The sequence below is a fragment of the Pedobacter sp. D749 genome (genome assembly GCF_019317285.1).
Lineage (GTDB): Bacteria > Bacteroidota > Bacteroidia > Sphingobacteriales > Sphingobacteriaceae > Pedobacter.
This window is the reverse complement of the sequence record NZ_CP079218.1, coordinates 4,537,404-4,559,339: the sequence shown is the minus strand read 5'-3', so window position 1 is coordinate 4,559,339 and position 21,936 is coordinate 4,537,404. Positions and strand designations below refer to the sequence as shown.

Genomic DNA, 21,936 nt, shown 5'->3' with positions numbered 1-21,936 from the left:
ATCTCAATATCATGAGTACAGGAAATATGAACTTAACGCTAAAAGTTTGGCGTCAAAAAAATAACAATACCAAAGGTGCTTTGGTAGATTATAAATTGGCCGATATTTCACCGGATATGTCTTTCTTAGAGATGTTCGATGTATTAAACGAACAATTAATTAACAAAGGTGAAGAACCAGTTGTATTCGATCACGATTGCCGCGAAGGAATTTGCGGAATGTGCTCGATGTTTATCAACGGGCGTCCACACGGGCCAAAAGATCTGGTTACTACCTGTCAGTTGCACATGCGTTCTTTCAAAGATGGCGATACCATCGTTGTTGAGCCATGGAGAGCAGCTGCTTTTCCGGTAATAAAAGACTTAACCGTAGATCGTTCTGCATTTGATAGAGTTATTGCTGCTGGTGGTTTTATTTCGGTAAATACAGGTAATGCACAAGATGCCAATAACTTACCAATTCCTAAAATGCAGGCAGATGCAGCTTTCGAAGCGGCAGCTTGTATTGGTTGTGGTGCTTGTGTGGCAACTTGCAAAAATGCTTCAGCAATGTTATTCGTTTCCGCGAAGATCTCTCAGTTGGCGTTATTGCCGCAAGGCCAGCCAGAGCGTTACCGTAGGGTACAAAGCATGGTTGCACAGATGGATGCTGAAGGTTTTGGTAACTGTACGAATACTGGTGCTTGCGAGGCCGAATGTCCTAAAGGAATCTCTTTAGAAAACATTGCTCGTATGAACCGTGATTTTGCATCTGCAAAATTTATTTCAGAAGAAACCATTTAAAAATATACTGTGCACCTGGCTTAAGTGCCGGGTTCTTAAGCCTCCACATTGTGGGGGCTTTTTAGTTTACCAATTCATAGCCGCTAGGGTACTATCATATTCCTTACTTTATCAGATGGAAATATGCGAATTAATATTTAATGGTTTATTCGCAAACTGGTGATTAAAACTGATACATATTTAACATCCGCCAACTGTTATGAAAACATATGAAACTTTCGATTTGAAAATCGAAAGCTTATATAATCAGATTGGCTCGAAATAAAAGTTTGCGAAAGTGGCAATAATCTTATGTTTGCATATTAAATTTTTGCGTATTTGGAAATTTTATTCTGTAATATTTGTATATGCATTAAAATTTTTCTAAATTTAGTCTTCCGAGACAGGAGAGAAAACATAAAACCCCGGCAATTTTGCTGGGGTTTTGTGCGTTTAAGCCAATTGCCAATTTCGGATTTACTTCATACTAAAGTTAATATTGATATTGTATTTCACACGAACAGGTTTTCCATTTAACAACCCAGGATTCCATCTTGGCGATTTGTTCAATACTCTTAAGGCCTCGTCATCCGTTTCTTTTGTGAGGCCTTTGGTAATTTGAATATCTGTTAGCGCCCCATTTTTCTCTACTACAAAAGAAGCAAATACTTTTCCCTGTGTGCTATTTTTCTTTGCTACTTCCGGATACTTAATCTCGCGACCTAAGAATTCATAAAATTTCTTAATGCCTCCAGGATAATCGGGTACCTTTTCCAGGGAAGTAAAATCATAAATTTTGTTTGAATTGTCTTGTGCTTTTGTTTGATTTAAGCACATAGCGATGCCCGTTAGGGCTAAAAAGATTAGCTTTCTCATTGTTTTTTTGTTAAAATATTGATTATTTAGTTTTTCCTGGGACTTGCTTTTGGTTTTTTGCTGGTAATAATCACCACTCCATTTTTGCCCTTATCACCATGTAAAGTTATAGCAGATGAATCCTTTAGCACTTCTATTGATTCAATAGACTCCTGATCCAAATTGTTTATTCCTGAAGCTTCTTTCCCATCAACAATATAAAGTGGCTTTGCCTTAGGGTCAAAATCTCTGTTCAATAAGTATCTTACTTCTCCAGGCGTATCAATATTTGGTATTGATGGACGCACGTTAAATCCCGATACTTTCCCTTTTAATTTGGAATCGCCAGTTTTTATCGGAGTGGTTTTAAGTCCATAATTATTACTCAGAGAACCATTTTTGGTTTTAACCTCTATTACACCTGCAAAACGATCAGCGCCATACCTTGCTGTTGCTAAACTGTCTTTTAAGATATTTACAGCTTCGATATTATTGGGGTCTACATTGCTAAGTGATGATGTGCCTCTTATATATTGTTTGTTCCCATCAATTACAATTAAAGGTTCAGTATCTAATGTTGAGATTCCCCTGAGTGTAACTTTAGGTGTTCTGGTACTATCTGCCTTTTGGGCAAAACCGGCTAAACTAAAGGCCATCAGCATGGTAAATATGATTACGTTTTTCATATTAAATTTTAGTTAAAATTTTCTTTTGAGTTCGAAAAAATCAATGTTCTTATCTATCGAAAGCTCTTTTGAGTTAAGTGGCCTGAAAACATTGCTTTTTGCGCCTTTGCTGGTAACTAAAATTACACCACCCCTGGCTTTTGGCCCATATAGATTCATTGCAGTTTGATCTTTTAATACTTCTATTGATTCGATACTGTTTGGGTTTATCGTATTCAACTGACTGTTATCTGATAATTTAACGCCATCTACAATGATTAGCGCATTAAGAGTTTTGCCATCTTTTAATCTGATCTTGTCACCGGTAATGCTACTTGTTTTAGTGTCTTTTACAGGTACAGGGTCGTTGAGTTTGAAATTAACGTTAATATTATATTTAACTCTTACTGCTAAGCCGTTCTGGATGCCTGGGTTCCACTTTGGCGATTCTTTTATAACCCTCATTGCTTCTTCGTCTGTACCACTTCCTAAACCCCGGGTAATTTGGACATCTGTTAATGAACCATCCTTCTCAACTAAAAAACTAAGGAAAACTTTACCTTGCACATTATTATCCAGCGCCATCTTCGGGTATTTAATGCTGCCACCCAGGTATTTATAAAATTGGGTTACGCCACCCGGAAATTCCGGCTGTTTATCAATCGAAACGAAATCATATACTTTATCTGTATTTTCAGATTTAATGACATTGGTTTCGGTGTCAGTAGTTTTAGGCAGAAAAGACATGATATTAATCCTGTTCAGATTTACATATTCGCCAGATTTAGGTAACAATTTATTCCTGAACGCTTTTGAAGATTCTGGAATTCTAAAGCTAACCGTTAAAGCATATTTACCATCAGCTACAGTTTTAAATCCTTTATAAGATAAAACTGCTTTCATCACTTCTTCATCACAGCCAGCGCCTAGTTCTACATTTGATGTAACATTGGTAACTCTTCCACCTTTTAAATTAAACCTTATCTGGGCATTTCCCTGAATCTGATCGCTATTGGCTGCAGTTGGGTATTTGATGTGCCTGCCTAGAAACTGATAAAATCCTGTCCACTTTGGATCTGTTTTGCCATCAACCGAAATTTTAGGTGCAATAGTTATCTTCTCTGGAGCTGTAACCATGTTTTCAACCAGTTCAATGGGCTTATCCATAGGGATTTGATCGGTAATGGATAACAATTTCTCGTTTTTACGAACAGTAGCCGATGAAAATACAATGAGAAGGGCAAATAGCGGAATAAAGATTCCATACTTCATAATTGCTATCTTTTTAGATCGTTCCTTATGAAGCATGAAAATTCTTTTTTTGATCAATGATTTTTCTAAGAAGCCATTTGTTAAGGTATTTGGTGAAATACCAAATGACTTGCTCAATAACAGCATCGCATATTCAGCTTTATCACCCTGAAATTCGGCAGCAAGTTCGTCAGCTAAAAATTCGTGGATATTTTTAATGGCTTTCTTATAAAGATAAATCACCGGGTTTAACCAGGTAATAATCCCTATAATCTCGAAAAATAAAACATCCAGGGTATGCCATTGTTTGATGTGTGCTTCTTCATGAATATCAATCACATCCATTTGTGGTAATTCCTGATCAATTACTTTTTTGCCAAAAAAAGAGAAAGCTGAGCCAGCTTTATTTATAGTAATGAGTTTTTTAACTGCTAATAAATTAAATACCAATCTACCTAAGAAGAAAAAAATACCTGCGCAATAAATGTAAACGAATGCATTTCCCCAGTTAAAACCAGTGTTACGTTCTGTTACAGTTGTTGCCTGTGCTAATACAGCTTCCCAATTAACTGAAGTATAAACCTGTTGCGCCGCTTTCTGTTCCGTAAGCCATTCTAAACGGATAAATGGTATGCAGAGGGATAATGCACCCGCAGATATTAAATAAATGCGGTTTAAAGTAAAATAGGTCTCCTTATCTAACAGTAATTTGTAAAAACCGAAAAAAACAATTAAGTATAAGTTCACCTGTAATAGGTAGTGGGCAAAACTCATTTTGGCTTATGTTTAATTTTATTAATCATTTTTAAAATTTCGTCAACATCACTTAAATCCAGTTTTTCTTCTTTAACGAAAAAAGAAAACATACTCTCTACTGAATTTTCAAAGTAATTGCCTAACAGCTTTTCTGTTGCATGGCGCTTGTACTCTTCTTTACTGATTAAAGGGTAATACTGATGAGCCTTACCAAAGGCTTCGTGACCAATAAAACCTTTGGTTTCTAAAATTCTAATAATGGTTGATACGGTATTGTAAGCCGGTTTAGGAAGGGGGAGTTCATCAATAACCTCTTTAACGAATGCCTTTTCCAACTGCCATAAAACCTGCATAATCTGCTCTTCGGCTTTGGTTAAATCTTTAATTTCCATAATAGTTAATAATAATAATAAGGATGATGGCAAATGAATTGCCTTAATTAAAGTTAAAACTAATTAGTTAGTTATGCAAATTTTATTTAATAATTATTTGAAAAGTAAATTTGGTGCAAATTTCTTTACTTAGGGATTATTCTTTACAAATAAATTGTATGATTTTTTAAGTGTATTTATCTGTAATACAATGATTTGATTATTGTTTACGCTAGATGTTAATTAGGTTGTTTTTGATGCCATATACCACTAATCCGGTGCGCGACTTCATGTTTAGTTTAGCAAAAAGAGATTCCCTATAGTTGTCAACGGTACGCGGACTGACATTCATGAGGTCAGCAATTTCTTTATAGGTAAGCTCAGTGCTGCAATGTTGCAGAAACGTAAGTTCTCTTTCAGAAAATGTTGGTTTAATTCCATTGTCTTTTAAAGCCACCAAAAGCCTGCCTGATACGAGCTCATTTACATAGAATCCTTTATCTATGATTACTTTAATTGCCCTTAATAAATCAGATGGTGTAGATTCTTTTAGCATATAGCCTCCGGCACCAGCTTTGAGCATCCCAATTATTGCTTTTTCATCTTCGAGCATGCTTAGTGCAAGTACATGAACATTTGGATGGTTGGCTTTAACCCATTTGGTGGCGGCAAAACCATCCATTACAGGCATGTTAATATCCATTAAAATAAGCTGGACTTCAGCGTGCTGATTAATTTTAGTTTGAAGATCGATTCCGTTCATGGCTTCGAACATAACTTCTATTTCATCAAATTCTGCTAATAAACTAGCCAATCCGGAGCGGAAGAGGGTGTGGTCATCAACAATTGCAATAGAAATACTTTGGTTCTGCATAATTAAGGGTAGGGGATTTCAATTGAAATAGACGTGCCTTCGCTAGGCACCGAATTTAGTGCTAATTTTCCATTGATCATCTCAATTCTTTTATAAATTGAATTTAGCCCCATTCCCGATTTTTTGGTTTTAATCATATCTGAATCAAAGCCTATACCATCCTCACTTACCTTTAAATGTAAAGCACTATTCTCGAGATAAGAATCGATCTGTATATGTTTTGCCTGAGCATGTTTTATAATATTATTGATAATTTCCTGCAATAAACGAAGAATGATCAGATCCTTATCAGGAGATGTGATCTGAAGATCTGCCAATTGGTTATTAACTTTGAGTTCATATGTTCCTGCTTTATTAAGCCAGTTAATTTCCTGATCTATCGCATGGCCAATGCCATTTTCTACCAATTGTTCTCCATGTAACAGCTTGGCCAGCTCCCTTAATTCTTTGATAGATTTATTAACTAGTGTTAGTGAATTATCGATTTTCTTTTTGGCCTTTTCTCCATCATTTAAATTTATAGAGTTTAAGGTGAGTGTGGTAAGACTGAGCAACTGGCCAACATTATCATGTAATTCTGTTGCTATACTTTGCATTGTTTGATCTTGTACCTCAATGCGGGTTTGAAGCATTTCGGACTCAAATTTTTGCTGCATATGCTGCTTTTCCAGAAAATGGTTCTTCTTATGCCGGTTGTAAGATCTGATATAAAGTAGTAGAAATATTGGCATCAAAAGAAAAACAAATGATGCCAATATTATTAGGGACATGTTTTCCGTTGACGAGCTCTGCATATAAATGAATAGGCCCAAAAGCCATATAAAAAAAGATTTAGTGAAGTATAGATTATTACTCTTGTGTTATATTTGCCTAAGAATTTTTGCTGAATAATATCATCAAAAAAATTGGCGAGTGTACTTCCGAAATAAAATATTAATGTTCCGCCGACCCACCAAAATGCAGGGTGCAACTTTAAATCAATATAATTTTCGTCTTTGAGCAACAAGTAAAAATATAATAGACCATAGATTACAAAAATCACAGACGCTATACTTATCGTAAAAGCATTGTAAATGTTTATACCATACCTAAAAGTAAATATTGTATAGATTAATATTGTTGCTATGTATGTTGCAGTTAGCCAGTGTTTTATGTTTCTGTGTTGTTTTGTGAAAGTGAAAAATCCATAAGTGATGAAAGAAATCTCAAATATTGTATAAATATTGTAAACACATAAATTCGTATGATATGTTATAGCAAAATACCTTCCAGCTATTTCAGTCAACATTACTATAGCCATATAGCATATCGTTATTAGCCAAAATGTTGACTTATCTTTGGCTAAACAATATATTGCCAGTATAAGGCACAGCAGCTCTATAAAAGAGCTGCCGGTTGATGCAATAAGTTTTAAGCTGTTTAGTATGTCAAAATGCGTTGCAGTTTTCACTGTCATTTATTTAATTATAGCATTAATTGACTGTCGTTATCGCATACCTCTGGACATAAGGAAGATCTGTTGTAAGGGTCAGTAGGTAATGGAATCGGACCGCCATATATATCGCCATTATCAATAAAGTAATCCGTTCTGGGCTTGCCTTCAATTATCTTGGTTATCACAAGAAGTAATGTATCCATTTCAGCATAACTAGCAGGTATTTTATCACCATAGTCCAACTTATTGATCTGATTAATGATATCATCAGTATATCTTCCAAAATAAATCCTGATACCATCCCCATCAAATTCTGTCAATTTTTTTGTTAATGATATAATTTGCTCTGCGGGAAACCAGGCTGCTTTGGTAAAAGTACCTTTTTCTGCGTTCTGGCTTTTGCGGAAAGCTGCCGTCATTTGGCTGGCAATACCTACCGGTATTGTATTTTTCGTACTGTTTTTAGCGTCTTTTTCGAACATTATTTTATTGATAAATTAAGATACTAAATTATGCTTTTTTGTTTATTTGAAGATAAATAATTGATTTAAGTCTATTTAATTAGTAAGTGTTGACTTATGAGAATTAGATTTATAAGAAAAAGAGTTCCTCTGCTTTGGAAACTCATTTTTATCCACAGATAGTGCGACTAAATCCTTATCGAATAGATACATATATCCCTATTCTCAAAATAAATATTTTTATAAATTGTTTGAATGGAGCGAAGATTAAAACAATCTAAATACCGTAAAAATACCTTTCTATTTAGGGCATTTTGCACTAACATCAAATAGGCTCCTGCCCCTAATTTTGGTTTACAATAACAACTGAACGTTTTGTGATTGTAGAACAAATGTCGCCTATTTCATTAAAACAAACAATTTGAACTGATGTTAGAATAAGTCTGTTTTTTAATAAAACTTGATTATTAAAAAAAAATCACCATTAAACTCTCTCAAATGATAAATAATACCCTATTGCAGGAAAATCATACTTCGATTAGCGAAAGGGAAGTCGAAATTGTAAACCTGTTATCGATGGGCTACAACAGTAAAGAAATTGGCTCAATGCTTTTTATTAGCGAGCATACGGTTAATACGCACAGAAGAAACATGGTAAGAAAGCTTGATCTTAAAAATTCTTATCAGTTAATTGTCTGGGCATTCAAAGAAAGAATATTATCTCTATAAGAGTTAAAGATACGTATAACCTCTCATTCTAAACAGCAAAGCCTGCTATTTGATACTAAAGTCAAATTAGCAGGCTTTTGTTTGTAAGGTATGTTTATTCGGATATGCTTTGAATTCTGTTGATGATTTAAGCGGGATTACTTAATACTTTTTTTGGTTACAATAAAATAGCCAATGATGAAAAGAACCGAAGCATAAATCAAACTTGTCCATATTTCTTGCGTAAAAACAGGGAGAGCTAACGGATCAGCACCTTTTTTTACTTTCGATATTCTTAAAGCCAGTGTTGGTAGCGAATAGGGGATAAGGTAGGCATATTTCCAGCCTACATTTGCTGTAATAATGCCCATAATGGTGCCAACAAAACCAATGCCCATTGGTTTAAGGAAATCGCTCCATAACAAACTTAATATAAACTGTAGCGATAAAATGCCTAAAGAAGCTAAAAATAATTTAGCGTAGGAGTTAATCAGAATATTTGATGGGTTGTATTGATTAAAATTAAACTTAGGGACTAATACCTGTAATATGTGGCCAAATGTGTAAGTAAGTGTAGCAAATAAGAATAAGCAGATAAATATTAACAATACTGCATACAGGTATTTTGCCGCATAAATCGAAAATTTATTTAAGGGTTGGGCAAATAACATTTTCCAGGTATCGTTTTTATGCTCGATATTATTGACTGAAAAGGCCATGAATATGACATAAAAGGGCATGATCAAAAATCCCATTACGCCGAGTGCTGCACCGCTATAATGTGCCCATAAGAGCATTGGAGGATAATGGTTGGCGATGATTTTTTCAGCGTCGTAATAAAAGCCAAAGCTGATTAAGCCGCAAATAATAATGGGTAATAATATGGCTGCCCAGAAAGCTAAAGTTTTTCGGGATTTGTAAAATTCTGATACTAAAGAAATATAAAGAGCGTGCATGTTAGTTTGTTTTAGTAATATCCAAGAATAAATTTTCCAGATCTTTTCGTTGCAGATAAAGACTGCTCACCGTAAAACCATTTTGGATCAACAATGTGTTTAGTTCTCCACTTTTTTGTGATGAAGCATATGGCAGGGTGATCATCTTATCTGTTTTTGCGACAATTTCATAACCAGAATTTGTTAAAAAAGCACCTGCACTTTCGGTATTATCGACCTCGATTTGGAGCATCGGTTTGCTGAGTAGATGAAGTTCGTTAATCGTTCCCTGAAATAATAATTGACCTTTGTTTATAATGCCAACATGGGTTGCTGTTCTTTCTATTTCCGCCAATAAATGGCTTGAAACCAGTATTGTTTTTTGGTGTTTTGTAGCTAAATCGATCATCAGGTTCCGAACTTCGATAATGCCATTTGGATCTAAACCATTGGTAGGTTCATCCAATAACAGTAATTCAGGATCTGAAATTAGTGCCTGCGCTATGCCTAGACGCTGTTTCATACCCAACGAATATTTGCTGGCTTTTTTATTTGCTGCTTCTGCCAAGCCCACTAGCGATAGCATTTCATCAGCTTTTGCTTTTTTAATGCCTAACAGGATACAACGGTTAACCAGGTTTTCTTTTCCTGTTAAATGACCATAAATGGCTGGTTGTTCAACCAAAGCACCTATGCGTTTAAGAATCGCGATGCGATTACTGTTTATTTCCTTACCAAATATAAATACCTGATCGGCTGGCGACTTCAGCAGGTTCAACAGGATTTTTATGGTTGTTGTTTTGCCTGCTCCATTCGGGCCTAAAAAACCATAGATGCTCCCTTTTGGTACTTGTAACGACAAATCTTTTACTATAGCCTGGTTGCCAAAGTTAAAGTTCAGACCTACGGTTTCGATAGCGTAATTACCCATTATTCCTATTTGAAAATAGCAGTTGCCTGTTTCACAATAGAACCAGATGTTTTTGTAGTTTTTACAGCTATTTCGCCATCATTCTGATTGGTGTTAACGGTAAGCGTTAAAATAATCATCATAAATACAGGTAATAATAAAAGTAAAAATGGCGAGGCGTTTGCTAATTTTTTCATGATCGATAGTTTTATTTGAGAGGTTGCGAAAAGACCATCGGTAATTACTGTTTGATTTTTGAAGTTGATTGCTGATGATGTTTTCATTTTGTTTTCGTTTTGATGATTCAAAGAAACTGAAGAAAAACAACCTGCTAAAATCTATTATACCAAGTGTTCAAGATTATAGATCAACAGACATTTTTGGCGTTTGTCGATAAAATTTGCCTATTGGGCCGTTCGTAGAAAAAAAATGCCCGTTGGTAGATTGTGTAAGTAAATCGATAAAACTTTATTTATTTTGGATGCATGAAAGAATATCTGTTTTTTCAACTAATATTAACTTCATGATTATTTAATATAGATCTAATGAAACAAAATAAGGGGCCTTTAATATTACATGCTATTTTTTGGACAGTTATTGTAATGCTCATAGTTGGGGTCAACGTATTCGACACTTCAAAGCATACGATAAATGACTATTTTATCAGCTATGTAGTATATGGAATAATCAATATTTCAATTTTCTACATTAATTATATTTTCTTAATTCCTGAACTGATCAAGAAGAGGAAAAAATATTTTATATACGTATTGGCATTTCTATTATTAATTGCTGTATCTGTCATTGCTAAAACAGCCATAGCAGTATTGTATCCAGATGATGTATTAACGACTGTGAGTGCTAAAGGGAGGCGGATGGAAATACCAGTTCATAGTTTTGTGATCATGGTTACGTTTTTGTCTGGTTTTTTCTTGATCTGCAGTTGCATCATTAAATTCACCATTGATTGGTTTGCAAGCGAAAGGATTCAGCGCAATTTAGAAAGTGAGCGCCGCGAAATGGAGCTCCAGTTTTTAAAGTCGCAGTTAAACCCACATTTTCTTTTTAATTCGCTTAATAACATCTATTCGCTGGCCTATCAAAAATCGGATAAAACAGCCGATGCGATTATGAAGCTTTCTGAGATTATGCGTTACATGATCTATGAAAGCAATACACCAACCGTAGCATTAAGCAAAGAGGTAGATTATTTAACAAGTTATATTGAACTGCAAAAAATAAGGTTTAAAGATGGTGCCTATATAGAACTTACTTTAAACGGCGAAATTGACAATCAAAAAATCGTTCCTTTAATGCTGATTTCGTTTGTGGAAAATGCATTTAAACATGGTGTGGTAACCGATCCTGCTGAACCTGTAAAAATCAATATTATTGCCAATCAGAAAATTTTGCATTTTAGTGTAGTGAACAAAAAGAACCAACAGAATAAAGATGCACAGGGTGGAGTTGGTTTAACCAATGTAGAACGACGATTACAATTGGTTTATCCCGACAGATATAAATTAAATGTTGTAAATTCGGCTACCCATTATACCTGCGAACTGATGATTGACATATAATCCGGTAACTAACCATAACCCGGATTAAAAATCATTAATTAAAATAATAACCTAAAATGAACTTAAACTGCATTGTTGTTGATGATGAGCCTCTGGCGCTTGATATTCTACAGGATTATATTTCGAAAGTACCTTTTTTAACCATGGTTAAAAGGTGCGAAAACCCTATTGAAGCTTTACAGATTGTTCAGGGCGGAGGGATTGATCTTGTGTTTTTAGATATTCAGATGCCTGAGTTAACCGGAATCCAGTTTTTAAAAATTGCCGGTAATAAATGCCACTATATATTAACTACCGCTTACCCACAGTACGCTTTAGAAAGTTACGACCTTAATGTTTCCGATTACCTGTTAAAGCCAATTGCATTCGATCGTTTTTATAAAGCGGTAGAAAAAGTTCACAATCAGGTAAAACCGGTTGAAACTCCTGCCAGTGTGGCCCAGCCGATTGTTACTCCTGCACCATTTTCTGGCTCACCAAACCCTGTTCAGGATTATATTTTTGTGAAAACGGAACATAAGATTCAAAAAATCTATCTGCACGATATTTTATTCATAGAAGGTTTAAAAGATTACATTTCAATTTTTACAAAGGATGAACGTGTAATTACTTTACAAAGCATGAAAAAGATGGAGGAAGCTTTGCCTCAAAGCCAGTTTATCAGGGTGCATAAATCTTATATTGTAGCGGTGGATAAGATTGAAAGTATTGAGCGTAGCCGAATTACCATCAACCAAAAAATTATTCCGGTTGGAGATACTTACCGTGATGAATTTTTCAGGGTGATTGGAAATAAGAATATTTAGAGCGATTGGCGTTAGGCGTTTAGCGCTTAATCAATTAACCGTTTTGTTGCCACGGATTCACAGAAATACCGAGTATCTAACCAACAAATCGTCATTTCGAGCGGAGTATAACGCAGTCGAGAAATCTGTTTATATAGATATCTCCATTTCGCTGTGCTACATCCGATAGCTATAGGATTGAGATGACGACCATCCTATGGAAATCTGTCTATGGTGTCGAAATCGAAGGATCCTTAATGTGATTAATAAAATTATAAAGTAGCTGGCTGTGCCATCGGCTGACCCAAAACTTTCCTGATCTCGTTTTCTACTTCTAAGGTTATATCGTTTGCCGTTTTTATTCCAGGCTCTATCGGCTTTAAAACAGTCCATTTTAAAGCATTTCCTGTGGTTAACGGAAACATGCCAAAGCGGACAATCTTCCATGAATTTTCTATCGCCACCGGAACGATCAAAGCATTAGGAACTACTTTTAATATGGTAGCAATACCCCCAAATTGAAATGTTTTTAACTGACCATCTTTCGCACGGGTTCCCTCAGGGAAAATAACAGTACTCCAGTTATTTTCTTTCATTCTGCGGCCAAGTTTTATGATTTCAGAGATGGCTTGCTTATTGTCTTTCCTGTTGATGTTTGCCCCACCGCCTAAACGCAGGTTAATGGATATGGATGGAATGCCTTTGGTAAGCTCAATTTTAGAGATAAATTTTGCACTGTGTTTCCTTAAGAACCAAATTAACGAAGGGATGTCGTACATACTTTGGTGGTTTGCTGCAAAAATAATCGGTCTATCTGTTGGTAGCTCATATTCGTTTTTAAAACTGATTGAATTGAAAAGGAAAATCTGGCAGTAGGTCAGAAAAAAATTAAGGATATCTACCGAAACCTTGTGCGCTTTATATCCAAAAAGCTTAAAACAAAGCCATTGTATAGGATGGAAGATGCAAAGTGTTAATCCAAAGAAAATATAAAAAATAGGGCTTAAAATATATCCGAAAAGCTTGCTCATTTGGTTGATTAATACGTGGCAAAGATAATAATAAATTATTCTGGTTCTTTGAAGATATATCTTTCTTCGTATTCAATCTCAAATGTTTTTAAGAAACTGGTGTACTCCTGTAAAAAACTCTCCTTGTTATGGTGCTGTTCCTGGTTTTGAATGTACTGAATGACCTGTTGAATATGGCTTTTCGAATATGAAAATGCACCATAACCTTCTTGCCAGGCAAATTTTGTTTTACAAAATCGTTGATCATTAATCCATTTAGAGCTTTCAGTTTTTACATTCTGGATCAGGCTAGAGATAGACTGATGTGGCCGCATGCCAATAAAAATGTGAATATGATCGGGCATACAATTAATCTGTATCATTTTATGGCTATTTGCCTGAAATATTCCTGTGAGATATTTTAATAGCCTTTCTTTCCACTCCGGACGAATTAATGAAGCACGAAATTTAACAGCAAAAACAAACTGAATGTGTAATTGGGTATAGGTATTCGGCATAGCGTTCTAAATTTAAATCATAATCAAACGTTCCTACGGAACGGAAATTGCCGTCTGCAATTTCTACCGAGGAAATGTCCATACTGGACATTAATAATTGTTAGGATGATTTAATATTTAGGGATTGCAGCAGCAATATAAAACAAATGGCTTTATAGAACAAGCGCTTACGCAATATATTTAGGTATTGGGCAAATTTTATAATCCCACTGTTAAAGAACTAATAAGCCGATATTTCTCTGGGACATCAATAATTTTTAGGATGATTTAATATTTTGCGATTGCAGCAACAATTTAAAACAAATGGCTTTATAGAACAAGTGCCAATACAATATATTTTTAAGTACTAGGCAAATTTTATAACAACCCACTGTTAAAGAACTAATAAGCCTATATTTCTCTGGGATATTAATGATTTTAGGATGATTTAATATTTAGGGATTGCATCAGCAATTTAAAGCAAATGGCTTAATAGAACAAGTGCTTACGCAATATTTTTAGGTAATAACCTCAGTTCGATTATTAATATCCTTTAAAGGCATACTGCGGACATTCTTCGTTCATAGCCGTCACCCTGAATTTAATTCAGGGTCTATTTATCAGTAAAGATGCTGAAATAAATTCAGCATGACGATCGCGCTTAGTTTCACGGGCTTAAACTAGTCAGTATGAATAAATATTAACCGAACTGAGGTTAATGGTAAATTACAACAATCCACTGTTAAAAGAACTAATAAGCCGATATCCTCTGGGATACCAATAATTTTTTGGGATGACTAATATTCAGGGGTTGCTCAGTAGATTAATATAGTTAATTTTAACATCTGATCATGCAATGTCCCATCGGGACATATGCTAGGTAGAAAAAATATATAATATTTTTTCTGTTCCGTTAGGAACATTTGGTGGTTCCCCGGTTATAATTCACCATTTAACATCATCAGTTTAGCTTTTAAGATTGCAGCTACGCTCATCGAGTCGGTAATCTGTCCATTCAAAACCATTTGATAGGCCTCATCAAATGGTAATTTTTTTATCACGAGTTGTTCCGTTTCTTCTGGCATCGCGATACCTTGAATCAAATCAGTAGCAACATAGATTATGCTCAGTTCATCGCTTACAGAGTTTGATAAGTGCATTCTTTGTATCTCTTTCCAGTTTCTGGCACTCATTCCTGTTTCTTCCAGTAATTCCCTTCTTGCACTTTCTAATGGCGCTTCATGGAATGGTCCACCGCCTTCAGGAATTTCCCAGCTGTAGGCATTTAGTGCATACCTGTACTGGCCTACCAGCCAGGTATTGTAGTTTTTATCCAAAGGAAGGATTCCGATGGCCAGATTCTTAAAATGAACGGTGCCGTAAATTCCTTGCCCACCAGATGGATTAATGACCTGGTGTTCGGTTAAACGAATCCAGTTGTTGTCGTATTTTACCTCACTTTCGAGCGTTTTCCAGGGGTTAATCTCTTCCATGGTCGCAAGATAACAACTTGTTATAGTTTTAAGAAGAAAGGACTTGTATTGAAGAGAATTTAGGATAAAAAAAGAGTGCTTAAATTTTCTAAGCACCCTTTGATAAAATTAGAACGATCCTTCATCAGGACGGTTATCCTGCTCTTCTTTCTTCTTTTTGTTCGTACCGGTAAATGTAGTTTTTCCAAAGCGGTAAGAGAAGGTTAAATTCCCCATTGTTCCCTGAAACTGGCGTTCAAAATCAACAATTGTGGCTCTATCTTCAGTGGTCATGCTCCATCTTCTGGTATTAAATACATCTCTGACATTGAAACTCAAAGATGCTTTTTTGTTCGGGAAATCGTATTTGGCTCCTCCATCAATTCCATACATCGCATTACGTTTTCCCTGTGCCATCACTTCTGGTGCCCTATAGTCGCCGCGTACCTGTAGCGATAGACTTTTAACTACTGTTAAATTTCCGGTTAGGTTGGCGTTCCAGCTAAAGCCACTGCTTGATGGAATGTCAAATCGTGCATCACCAGCAAACTTGGCCTGGTACAAGTTTACGTTGGTAGTGAAGTTTAAAGCTTTCACCAGGTCAAAACGGCCAATTAATTCTAAACCGCTATTAATCTGGTTTGTTAAATTTTGAGGGGTTGAAGTAATAATTCCATTAACTGGTGTACTTCTTACGCGTTGGATCACATCGTTGGTTTGACGGAAATACAAGCTTGAAGTTAAGGTTACTTTTTTCCAGTATTTACTATAACCTAACTCAAAAGAGTGTACATCTTCCGGTAATAAATTAGGGTTACCGCCTCTGTAGTTTAATGGATCAGAAACATCTAAAAATGGATTGGTATCCCATGGGCGAGGACGGTTTACACGACGGGTATAACTCAATTGGAGCTGGTTATCGTCCTTCAGTTTCTGAGTTAAGAACACGCTTGGGTATATTCTTTTGTAATGGATGTTTCCTTCCGCAGTGGTTAATACATTGTTCGTGTAGCCTTCCAAATGGGTATCTAAACGCGCATCTTCTCCCCTTAAACCTATTTGATAACCAAAATCTTTAATCTGGTTCTGGTAATTGAAATACAATGCATGCACCTGATCTTTGCTGTCAAAACCATTAATTAACTTATTGTTGCTGATGTAGATACTGCTATTGGTTAGGATTGAATCTGCATATTGATCATTCTCCCCTAAGCGGATCTGGCTGCGGTAACCTACTTCAATTTTACCCGCTTTACCTACTGGCAATGCATAATCCGTTTGAATATTATAATTGGTGTTGTTCCCGGTATTAAATACACGTTGTAAACTTAAAGTCTCATCAATGGGTACACCATTGCGGTTAGTGGTGTTTGTGCTATAATACTGATTACTATTATTGGTGCCGTAAGAATAACCAAAATTAAAGCTTAATTCTTCCTTCGGTTTCTTAAACTTTTGTACATAATCTAAATTTGCATCATAACTTGTTCCAAAACCATCGGTGCTATTGGTTCTGTTGCTTAGCAGAACTGGCGACTGGTTTTTATCTAATTGTCTGATGTCGAGCTGATCGTTACGCTCATTATCTCTTGAATTAAAACCGCCTGATAAGCTAATTACACTTTTAGGGGCTAAATAATAATCAATACCCGCTTTGGCATTATGTCCTTTATCCAATGAGTTGGAAACTGTATTTTGACTGGCAAATCTTGTTCTCAATGAATCTGATTTATAGGTAATGTCCTGAAAACCACCTCCAACACGATTGCCGTAACGATAGCCATAGTTTCCATAAATATTAACTTTACTGTTCTGGAAACTTAAGTTGGTATTGGCATTATAATTATCGCGGTTACCTGCTGTTAAAGCAACTGAACCATTAAACCCAAGTTTTGTGTTTTTCTTAAGAACAATGTTAATGATGCCTGATTGGCCTTCAGCATCGTATTTTGCCGATGGATTGGTAATAACCTCCACACTTTCGATGGAGCTGGCAGGTATGGATTGAAGAATCTGTGCTACATTACCGCCTGCAATTAAAGATGGCTTTCCATCAATTAATACCTTAACACCTGCAGAGCCACGTAAACTCACATTGCCATCCATATCTGTCGAAACAGAAGGAACATTCTGCAATAAATCGCCGGCAGAACCACCCTCGCTGATTACGCTCTGATCTACCGCGAAAATCTTTTTATCGATCCCCATTTGCATGCCTTGTTTCTGGCCGGTCACGGTAATTTCGCTCAGTACATTTCCTTTTGCCGCATTCATTTTAATGTCGCCAAAATTTAAGGTACCAGTACTGGCAGTTATCGTTACATTGTCCCTAACCATGGTTTGGTAACCAACAAAACTGATTTTAAAGGTAAAAGTCCCGGTAGGGATTTCAGTCATTACAAATGCACCATTCACATCTGTTTGAACTATTTTTGCATTTTTTGCTGTGGCTTTATTAATTAAGACTGCTGTGGCAAAAGGAATGGTTTCTTGTGTTTTGGCGTCTTTAAGTACTCCGGTAATTTTTGCATTTCCGCCTGTTTGTGCAAAAAGACTAAATGAAAGGGTGAGCAGTAATAGGGTAATTTGTATTGTTCTTGATTGTAAAATTCTCATTAAAAATAAAATTTCGTGTGTTTTATAAAGGGAGACAAAGTAACGGCAAGTAAGTTTAATAAATGGGCCGTAACTATTTTATTACAGCCATTTTATAGTAATATTTTTGTGGGTTAATTTACAGTTGGTAGTTCGTAGTTAGCAGTTTTCAGTTTTGCCTAAAACAATGATGGAATATTACAATTGGTGAATGTGCAAAATGTTACTTTTGTTCATTATGAATAAAATATTAATTGTTGATGATTTGCACCCTGTATTTAAAGAACAGGCCATAGCTATGGGCTACCAGGTTGATGATGAACCGCAGATTACCCGTCAACAAACTTTAGATAAAATAAAAGATTATACTGGTATTGCCGTAAGGACTAAATTTAGGATAGATGCCGAAATTTTTGCTGCTGCTCCGAATTTAAAGTTTGTAGCCAGGGCAGGGGCTGGTTTGGATAATATTGATGATAAAATAGCCTTTGAAAGAAATATTGAATTGATTAATGCACCCGAAGGCAATTGTGATGCTGTTGGCGAACATGCTACAGGTTTGCTTTTATCTTTGATGAATAACTTCCGCAGGGCCGATATGGAAATCAGAAATGGTATTTGGGACCGTGAAGGAAACCGCGGTTATGAACTGAAAGGCAAAAAAGTCGGGATTATTGGTTATGGCTTTATGGGGCAGAGTTTTGCGAAAAAACTGGCAGGTTTTGAGGTGGATGTAATGGCTTACGATAAATATAAAACAAGTTTTAGCGATGCTTTTGCCCGTGAAGTAAGCATGGAAGAAATTGTAAAACACAGTGATGTGCTCAGTTTGCATATTCCACTAACTGCAGAAACCAAACAAATGGTTGATGATGAATATTTTTTCCACTTCAAGAAGCCTATTTTTTTTATCAATACCGCCAGGGGTGAAATTGTGAGCACGCCAGCGGTACTTAACGCGATAAAAACTGGAAAGATATTAGGGGCAGGGCTAGATGTTTTACAGACAGAAAAATTCCCTGCCTTAGGTGAACAGCCCTGGTATAATGAATTAAAGAATAACGAAAAAGTGATTTTAACACCACATGTGGGTGGCTGGACCTTTGATTCGTACCGTAAGATCTCGGAAGTCTTAGCTGAAAAATTAAAGGGGCTTAGTTTTAGCTAATCAAGACCTCGCAGGTTTTTAAAACCTGCGAGGTTTATTCTGCAGACTTCGAAAGTCTTTGTTAACTAAACCTGATAGAGCGGAAAGCCCACAGCGCAGCGAGGACTTGAAGAGATAGCAGGGCTTTCGGAACCGAAGTACAACCGAACCCTGCTTTTCAAATAATATTCACCACCTATAAAAACCTATGAGGTTTTCGAAACCTCATAGGTTTGGAAGTAGGCGCAAAAAACAGGAAATCTCCATTTTATTTTCTTAAATTGGCTATATAATCTAACCAATTTTATCATGCCGAAAGATCACTTATATTCAACTACAGTTACCTGGACGGGCAATAAAGGCTCGGGTACGATGGATTACCGTTCGTACGATCGCGATTATGTTATTTCAGTAAAAGGCAAGGCTGATATTTCCGGTTCATCAGATTCTGCCTTTTTGGGCGATAAATCTAAATATAATCCCGAAGACCTCTTATTGGCATCAATTTCGAGTTGCCACATGCTCTGGTATTTGCATCTATGCTCTAAGAACGAAATCGTAGTTATCGATTATAAAGATGAAGCAGTAGGTACAATGGAAGAATTGGCTGATGGAAGCGGGAGATTTAAAGAAGTTACGCTTCATCCGCAGGTTTTAATAGCCGATAAGGCACATTACGAACTTGCAGCATCGCTACATCATGAAGCAAACAAAATGTGTTTTATTGCCAATTCATTGAATTTCCCGGTTAAACACGAGCCGGTTCTGAGTTACTAGTTTGCAGTTTTCAGTTTACAATTTTCAGTTGGCAGTTATATCAAACTGCCAACTGAAAATTACAAGCTGTTAATTATTTTGCTTCCCAAACATTGTCTCTCGGCGTAGCATCTACAAATATGCCGTTATCCAAACTGATTGCCGTTATTTTTTTAGTGGTGTTAACTATAATATTAACTTCTTTCTGGTTTGCTTTCCAAACCGCTGGTGTTTGGTGTATGGTATTAACTTTTCCATCAGCATAAGTGACTACTACATCAAAAGGAATTACAAAACCACCAACATTTTTAACAGCTACTGTCGATTTTCCTTGTGCAGACGTTACTTTGCTAATCGCTAAATCAAGATAGTTGTTGGTAAAGAACCAGTTTTGGAAAAACCAGTTTAAATCCTGGCCAGAACCTGCATTCATCGAATTAAAATAATCCCATGGAATTGGGTGCTTGCCATTCCAGTTGCTCATATAGGTATGTAATGCTTTTTTGAATAAGGCATCTCCAAGCATATCCTTTAACGCAAGGTAAGATAACGACGCTTTTCCATAAGAGTTATTTCCATAACCAGCTCCCGAAACCTGGTCGGACATTGAAATTACCGGCTGATCTTCTTCTGTAGATTTATCGTTAATATATTCATCAACTCTAAATTTCTTGTAAAAATCATCAGCAGCTTGCTTGCCGTGCTCGGCAATACCAATTAAATATTCGAAGGTAGTGGCCCAGCCTTCATCCATATAAGCGTAACGGGTTTCGTTAATGCCCATATAGAAGGGAAAGTAAGTATGCGCCACTTCGTGGTCTTGAACCAACTGTGCAAAAATAGGATCGCCAAACTGAGAATCGTTTACCATCATTGGGTATTCCATATCAGCAAAACCCTGAAAAGCAATCGTTTTTACATAAGGATAGGGGATGCCAGGCCAATTATTTGAGAACCAGTCTAAAGCGTTCAAATTGTATTTAACCGAGTTAACAAAGTCTTTTCCGGTGGTTGGATTATATGCTGCCTGAGCGCTCGATCTGCGGTTGGTTTTTTTATCTACAATTACACTCGCGCCATCCCAAACATAGTGGTTACTTAAGGCAAAAGTAACATCTGTAATGTGATTAACCGCAAATTTCCAGGTATTCCAGTCTTTTTGCTGGGTTACTTTACCATCCTTCATTTCCTGCTCGGTAGCAATGTGGATCACCTCATCGCCATTGTACGATTTTTTTAAACGTGCAGAAATTTCGGGTTGTAACACCTCATCCGGGTTCAGGAAATCTCCTGTGGCATATACCACATAGTTTTTAGGGGCTTTGATGGAGAATTCGTAATCGTTAAAATCGTTATAAAACTCGGCTCTATCAGTATGTGGAATGCGGTCCCAACCATTATAATCATCGTATACCGATATGCGCGGATAGCTATAAGCTACAAAAAACGAGTTGGGGTCAATCTGCCCTTCACGGCCACTTTCTTTTGATAACGGGTAATCCCACTCTATTTTAACTGTAATTTTCGATTTTGGCAATAAAGGTTTCCTTAGCGGTACATTACCAACTGTTCCCCAGCTTTTGCTATCCACTTTATAGGTTTCGCCATTTACCGAAAAAGCGATAATATTTAGACCCGTACTCAAAAAGTCTTCACTTACAGCGCCACTTCTTGGCGAAGTTGGTTTATGCAGGTTGTTTACAAAGCGGATGGCCAGGTTTTTTAAGGTATCGGTACTGTTGTTGCTGTATAAAATTTCTTCTTTACCGCTAACTACTTTGGTTTCGGCGTCTACCTTAATATCCATGTTGTATTTACCATGGTTCTGCCAGTAATTTTGACCGGGTTTTCCATTCATTGAGCGTGTGCCTTTGGCGTATGCCGCTTTGATATTCCGGGGCATATAGAGCTCCTGGGCCGAAGCCATATATCCGCCCAGACTGAGGAGCAGAGCGATAGAAAATAACTTTTTCATTTTTTAAGAATAATTTAAGCTAAATTAAAACTAATGATTGGATTTTAAGTGAGTTTGTGATTTAATGTTGCGTTTAGTGGTTAAGTCTAAAGGGTTGGTGTTGATTCGTATCTGTTCTCCATCATCCTGTTTTAAGG

Annotated in this window: 21 protein-coding genes; 6 read left to right on the top strand and 15 right to left on the bottom strand. The window is 36.3% G+C overall.

Annotated elements, in window-relative coordinates; all coding sequences use genetic code 11:
* Positions 1 to 11 precede the first annotated feature (11 nt).
* On the top strand, positions 12 to 782 hold the full coding sequence (locus KYH19_RS18565; RefSeq protein WP_121284372.1) for a succinate dehydrogenase/fumarate reductase iron-sulfur subunit: 771 nt from the start codon (positions 12 to 14) through the stop codon (positions 780 to 782).
* A gap of 456 nt (positions 783 to 1,238) precedes the next feature.
* Here KYH19_RS18565 and KYH19_RS18560 read toward each other — a convergent pair whose 3' ends face one another.
* The 7 genes from KYH19_RS18560 to KYH19_RS18530 form a co-directional block, all read right to left on the bottom strand.
* Positions 1,239 to 1,637, bottom strand: coding sequence for an energy transducer TonB (locus tag KYH19_RS18560; protein ID WP_219076173.1), 399 nt, complete (start codon positions 1,635 to 1,637; stop codon positions 1,239 to 1,241).
* Between the two features lie 26 nt (positions 1,638 to 1,663).
* Positions 1,664 to 2,302: a TonB-dependent receptor plug domain-containing protein gene (locus tag KYH19_RS18555; protein ID WP_219076172.1), complete on the bottom strand. Its 639-nt coding sequence runs from the start codon at positions 2,300 to 2,302 to the stop codon at positions 1,664 to 1,666.
* Positions 2,303 to 2,314: 12 nt separating this feature from the next.
* Positions 2,315 to 4,306, bottom strand: coding sequence for a M56 family metallopeptidase (locus KYH19_RS18550; protein ID WP_219076171.1), 1,992 nt, complete (start codon positions 4,304 to 4,306; stop codon positions 2,315 to 2,317).
* Positions 4,303 to 4,680 (bottom strand): BlaI/MecI/CopY family transcriptional regulator, encoded by a 378-nt coding sequence (locus KYH19_RS18545; protein ID WP_121284368.1) that lies wholly within the window; start codon positions 4,678 to 4,680, stop codon positions 4,303 to 4,305. The genes KYH19_RS18550 and KYH19_RS18545 overlap by 4 nt, the downstream gene beginning before the upstream one ends.
* 211 nt (positions 4,681 to 4,891) lie before the next feature.
* On the bottom strand, positions 4,892 to 5,533 hold the full coding sequence (locus KYH19_RS18540) for a response regulator transcription factor (RefSeq protein WP_193421318.1): 642 nt from the start codon (positions 5,531 to 5,533) through the stop codon (positions 4,892 to 4,894).
* 2 nt (positions 5,534 to 5,535) lie between these two features.
* Positions 5,536 to 6,129, bottom strand: coding sequence for a sensor histidine kinase (locus KYH19_RS18535; protein ID WP_219076170.1), 594 nt, complete (start codon positions 6,127 to 6,129; stop codon positions 5,536 to 5,538).
* 868 nt (positions 6,130 to 6,997) lie between these two features.
* Positions 6,998 to 7,450, bottom strand: a complete 453-nt coding sequence (locus tag KYH19_RS18530; RefSeq protein WP_219076169.1) for a hypothetical protein — start codon at positions 7,448 to 7,450, stop codon at positions 6,998 to 7,000.
* A 477-nt stretch (positions 7,451 to 7,927) separates the two neighbouring features.
* Between KYH19_RS18530 and KYH19_RS18525 the strand changes: the two genes are divergently transcribed.
* Positions 7,928 to 8,158: a response regulator transcription factor gene (locus KYH19_RS18525; protein WP_132399293.1), complete on the top strand. Its 231-nt coding sequence runs from the start codon at positions 7,928 to 7,930 to the stop codon at positions 8,156 to 8,158.
* A 137-nt stretch (positions 8,159 to 8,295) separates the two neighbouring features.
* Here KYH19_RS18525 and KYH19_RS18520 read toward each other — a convergent pair whose 3' ends face one another.
* From KYH19_RS18520 to KYH19_RS18510, 3 genes are read right to left on the bottom strand one after another with little or no spacing between them, the layout of a single operon-like run.
* Positions 8,296 to 9,093 carry an ABC transporter permease gene (locus KYH19_RS18520; protein ID WP_219076168.1) on the bottom strand — a complete coding sequence of 266 codons (798 nt, stop codon included), beginning with the start codon at positions 9,091 to 9,093 and terminating at the stop codon, positions 8,296 to 8,298.
* Between the two features lies 1 nt (position 9,094).
* A complete protein-coding gene (locus KYH19_RS18515) occupies positions 9,095 to 10,003 on the bottom strand; it encodes an ABC transporter ATP-binding protein (protein WP_219076167.1) in 909 nt (302 codons plus the stop codon).
* Positions 10,004 to 10,008: 5 nt separating this feature from the next.
* Positions 10,009 to 10,266, bottom strand: a complete 258-nt coding sequence (locus tag KYH19_RS18510) for a hypothetical protein (protein WP_219076166.1) — start codon at positions 10,264 to 10,266, stop codon at positions 10,009 to 10,011.
* 261 nt (positions 10,267 to 10,527) lie between these two features.
* Here KYH19_RS18510 and KYH19_RS18505 point away from each other — a divergent pair, with 261 nt between their 5' ends.
* Positions 10,528 to 11,562, top strand: coding sequence for a sensor histidine kinase (locus tag KYH19_RS18505; protein WP_255562462.1), 1,035 nt, complete (start codon positions 10,528 to 10,530; stop codon positions 11,560 to 11,562).
* A gap of 56 nt (positions 11,563 to 11,618) precedes the next feature.
* On the top strand, positions 11,619 to 12,368 hold the full coding sequence (locus KYH19_RS18500; protein WP_055908986.1) for a LytTR family DNA-binding domain-containing protein: 750 nt from the start codon (positions 11,619 to 11,621) through the stop codon (positions 12,366 to 12,368).
* A 251-nt stretch (positions 12,369 to 12,619) separates the two neighbouring features.
* Here the strand turns inward: KYH19_RS18500 and KYH19_RS18495 are convergent, their stop codons facing one another.
* The 4 genes from KYH19_RS18495 to KYH19_RS18480 all read right to left on the bottom strand — a co-directional run bounded on the left by KYH19_RS18495 (position 12,620) and on the right by KYH19_RS18480 (position 17,942).
* Complete coding sequence (locus KYH19_RS18495; protein ID WP_219076165.1) at positions 12,620 to 13,378, bottom strand: 1-acyl-sn-glycerol-3-phosphate acyltransferase; 759 nt, start codon at positions 13,376 to 13,378, stop codon at positions 12,620 to 12,622.
* A 35-nt stretch (positions 13,379 to 13,413) separates the two neighbouring features.
* Positions 13,414 to 13,875 (bottom strand): IS200/IS605 family transposase, encoded by a 462-nt coding sequence (gene tnpA, locus KYH19_RS18490; RefSeq protein ID WP_132399281.1) that lies wholly within the window; start codon positions 13,873 to 13,875, stop codon positions 13,414 to 13,416.
* A 917-nt stretch (positions 13,876 to 14,792) separates the two neighbouring features.
* Positions 14,793 to 15,347, bottom strand: a complete 555-nt coding sequence (locus KYH19_RS18485) for an NUDIX hydrolase (RefSeq protein ID WP_219076164.1) — start codon at positions 15,345 to 15,347, stop codon at positions 14,793 to 14,795.
* A gap of 108 nt (positions 15,348 to 15,455) precedes the next feature.
* Positions 15,456 to 17,942, bottom strand: a complete 2,487-nt coding sequence (locus tag KYH19_RS18480; protein WP_219076163.1) for an outer membrane beta-barrel family protein — start codon at positions 17,940 to 17,942, stop codon at positions 15,456 to 15,458.
* Positions 17,943 to 18,159: 217 nt separating this feature from the next.
* Between KYH19_RS18480 and KYH19_RS18475 the strand changes: the two genes are divergently transcribed.
* Together KYH19_RS18475 and KYH19_RS18470 are read left to right on the top strand one after the other, a co-directional pair.
* The gene (locus KYH19_RS18475; protein ID WP_219076162.1) at positions 18,160 to 19,089 is read left to right on the top strand and encodes a 2-hydroxyacid dehydrogenase; all 930 of its coding nucleotides are present in this window, start codon (positions 18,160 to 18,162) and stop codon (positions 19,087 to 19,089) included.
* 288 nt (positions 19,090 to 19,377) lie between these two features.
* Positions 19,378 to 19,845, top strand: coding sequence for an OsmC family protein (locus KYH19_RS18470; protein ID WP_219076161.1), 468 nt, complete (start codon positions 19,378 to 19,380; stop codon positions 19,843 to 19,845).
* A 73-nt stretch (positions 19,846 to 19,918) separates the two neighbouring features.
* On the opposite strand, the gene KYH19_RS18465 is transcribed toward KYH19_RS18470, so the two are convergent.
* Complete coding sequence (locus tag KYH19_RS18465) at positions 19,919 to 21,799, bottom strand: M1 family metallopeptidase (protein ID WP_219076160.1); 1,881 nt, start codon at positions 21,797 to 21,799, stop codon at positions 19,919 to 19,921.
* Positions 21,800 to 21,936: the final 137 nt, after the last annotated feature.